The following is a 2,825-nucleotide window of genomic DNA, read 5'->3' on the forward strand; positions in this document are numbered from 1 at the left end:
GTCCGGGGCGGGCTCGTCGACCGCATCGGGCTCGGGCTCGGCAGGCCCGGTCTCGGCGACGGGCTCGGTGCCGGAGTCCGTGACGGGCTCGGTGCCGGAGTCCGTGACGGGCTCGTCGTCCGGCGCGGCCTCCAGTGCCGGCTCGTCGTCCGATTCTGCGTCAGGCTCAGCGTCCGGCTCGGCGTCCGGCTCGGCGTCACCGACAACGGCGGTCTCGTCGTCCGGTGTCTCGTCGCCCGGCTCGCTGGTCGTCACGTCCTCAGGGACGCCCGGACCCCCGGCCTCGGTTGCGTCGCCCTCCGCGGGAGTCGCAGCCTCGTCCGGGGGCAGGTCGCCAGGGGGAACGTCGTCCTCGGCAGCCATCGACGCCTCTCAGTCGTCCAGAACCAGTACCCGTGCGTGGAGCACCGGCCGCTGCGCGAGGGCGGCCCGGACGGCGCGGTGCAGGCCGTCCTCGAGGTACAGCGTCTCCCGCCACTGGACGACGTGCGCGAAGAGGTCTCCGAAGAAGGTGGAGTCCTCCGAGAGCAGCTGCGTGAGGTCGAGCGTCGTCTTCGTCGTGACGAGCTGGTCGAGCCTGACCTGCTGCGGTGCGATCTTCGCCCACTGGCGCGGCGTCGTGTACCCGTGGTCCGGGTACGGACGCGTGTCGCCCACGCCTTTGAAGATCACGCGGTCGATTCTACGGACCCGTACGCTCCCGGCACGGTTGCCATGCCCTGACGGGGCACCCGGTCGTAGGCTCGGCCCCGGTCAGGCGTGACCGGCACGGCCCACCAGCACCCGAGCGGGGAGTCCCGAGATGTCGTCGCAGCAGCCCACAGACGTCGCCGCCGTCGTCCGGACGGGGTACGCGTTCACCGGCCCGGCGCTCGAGCTGGGGGCGCTGCTCGTGGACGGCGAGCCCGTCGTCGACGCGCAGGTCCGGGTCCCGCTCGGGATGCTCAACCGGCACGGTCTCGTCGCCGGGGCCACCGGTACCGGCAAGACGAAGACCCTGCAGCTCATGGCCGAGCAGCTCTCCGCGAACGGCGTCCCGGTCTTCATGGCCGACATCAAGGGCGACCTGTCGGGCATCGGCCAGCCCGGCCAGCCGAACGAGAAGCTCACGGCCCGGACGGCGTCCATCGGGCAGAGCTGGGTGCCGACCGGCTGCCCGGTCGAGTACCTGAGCCTCGGCGGCCAGGGCAGCGGCGTCCCGGTGCGGGCGACGATCACCTCGTTCGGCCCGACGCTGCTCGCGAAGGTGCTCGACCTCAACGAGACCCAGACGTCGAGCCTGTCCCTCGTCTTCCACTTCGCGGACGAGGCGGGCCTGGCCCTGCTCGACCTCAAGGACCTGCGCGCCGTCATCCAGTTCCTCATCTCCGACGAGGGCCAGGACGAGCTCGAGGGTCTCGGCGGGCTGTCCAAGGCGACCGCGGGCGTCATCCTCCGTGAGCTCATCGCCTTCGCGGACGCCGGGGCCGACGTCTTCTTCGGCGAGCCGGAGTTCGACACCCGGGACCTGCTGCGGACGGCGCCCGACGGCCGGGGCGTCGTCACGTGCCTCGAGCTGCCGTCGGTGCAGGACAAGCCGGCGCTGTTCTCGACGTTCCTGCTGTGGATGCTCGCCGACCTCTTCGAGGACCTGCCCGAGGCCGGTGACCTCGACAAGCCCAAGCTCGTCTTCTTCTTCGACGAGGCGCACCTGCTCTTCCGGGACGCGAGCAAGGCGTTCACCGAGCGGATCACCCAGACGGTGCGGCTCATCCGGTCCAAGGGGGTCGGGGTCTTCTTCGTGACGCAGTCCCCGAAGGACGTCGACGGCGACGTCCTCGCCCAGCTCGGCAACCGGGTGCAGCACGCGCTGCGGGCCTACACCCCGGAGGACGCCAAGGCGCTCAAGGCGGCGGTCTCGACGTTCCCGAAGTCGTCGTACGACCTCGAGGAGCTGCTGACGAACCTCGGCATCGGCGAGGCGGTCATCACGGTGCTCTCCGAGCGCGGCGCCCCGACCCCGGTCGCCTGGACCAGGCTGCGTGCCCCGCAGTCGCTCATGGCGCCGGCCCCGCCGGAGGCGCTGGCCGCCGCGGTCGCGGCGTCCCCGGTGCAGTCGAAGTACGGGACGGCGCTCGACCGGGAGTCGGCGTACGAGAAGCTTCGCGCCAAGCTGGCCCCGCCGCCGTCGGCCGAGAAGACCGAGGGGGCGGCCGCCAGACCGGTGCCCGCCCCGGCACCCGCGCCGCGCCAGGAGCGGGAGGCCCCGCGCCGGCCGGCGAAGGAGGAGGACGGAATCGTCGAGAAGGCCGTGAAGTCCTCGGCGTTCAAGAGCTTCCTGCGCTCGGCCGGGACGGTCCTCGGGCGCGAGATCACCCGGAGCATCCTCGGGACGGCGAAGCGCCGCCGCTGACCGGCCGCGCCGTCGTCCGCCCCGCCGCACGCCCGCCCGCTGCCGCCGCCCGCGCCCTCCACGGGCGGCGGCAGGTCCTGGGGCGCGGGGGTCCGCACGGTCAGCTCCCGGGCGCCGGGTCGACGACCGGCGGCACGCGGACGTCCTCGGCGTGCGGCACGACCGCCGTCGGGGCGCCGGGGGCCAGCGTGAACGTCATCGTCGGGCGGAACGTCGGCGCGAGCGTGATGGTCGGGTCGATCGCGGCGTCCGAGCCGGGGGCACCCGGTTCCGGGGCGTCCGTCGGGCCGTCGGTGGGGCCGTCCGTCGGCCCGTCGGTCGGCGCGTCCGTCGTGGCGCCGCCGCCCGGCGAGGAACCCGAGCCGGCGCCGGTGGAACCGGCCGAGCCGCCCTTGGAGCCGGCCTTGGAGCCCGCCTTCGGGGCCTTCGCCGC

At 73.8% G+C, this 2,825-nt stretch carries 2 protein-coding genes and 2 pseudogenes; 1 reads left to right on the forward strand and 3 read right to left on the reverse strand.

Annotated features, from left to right (window positions below; genetic code table 11):
- Nucleotides 1–255 (reverse strand): annotated as a pseudogene (locus ECOMGDLI_RS02390) (Toxic cation resistance protein); the annotation flags it as partial.
- Nucleotides 256–372: 117 nt separating this feature from the next.
- A complete protein-coding gene (locus ECOMGDLI_RS02395) occupies nt 373–672 on the reverse strand; it encodes a type II toxin-antitoxin system VapB family antitoxin (RefSeq protein ID WP_088289337.1) in 300 nt (99 codons plus the stop codon).
- A gap of 130 nt (nt 673–802) precedes the next feature.
- On the opposite strand from ECOMGDLI_RS02395, the gene ECOMGDLI_RS02400 reads away from it, so the two are divergent.
- Nucleotides 803–2,392 (forward strand): helicase HerA-like domain-containing protein, encoded by a 1,590-nt coding sequence (locus ECOMGDLI_RS02400; protein ID WP_088313244.1) that lies wholly within the window; start codon nt 803–805, stop codon nt 2,390–2,392.
- Between the two features lie 100 nt (nt 2,393–2,492).
- Here ECOMGDLI_RS02400 and ECOMGDLI_RS02405 read toward each other — a convergent pair.
- Nucleotides 2,493–2,825 (reverse strand): annotated as a pseudogene (locus ECOMGDLI_RS02405) (hypothetical protein); the annotation flags it as partial.

Origin of the sequence: Kineosporia sp. R_H_3 (assembly GCF_002198675.1) — a bacterium.
Classification (GTDB): Bacteria; Actinomycetota; Actinomycetes; order Actinomycetales; family Kineosporiaceae; genus R-H-3.

Bases quoted from the DNA above. Each gene is read 5' to 3' on its own strand.
- ECOMGDLI_RS02400 (WP_088313244.1), top strand. From the start codon at position 803: ATGTCGTCGCAGCAGCCCACAGACGTCGCCGCCGTCGTCCGGACGGGG.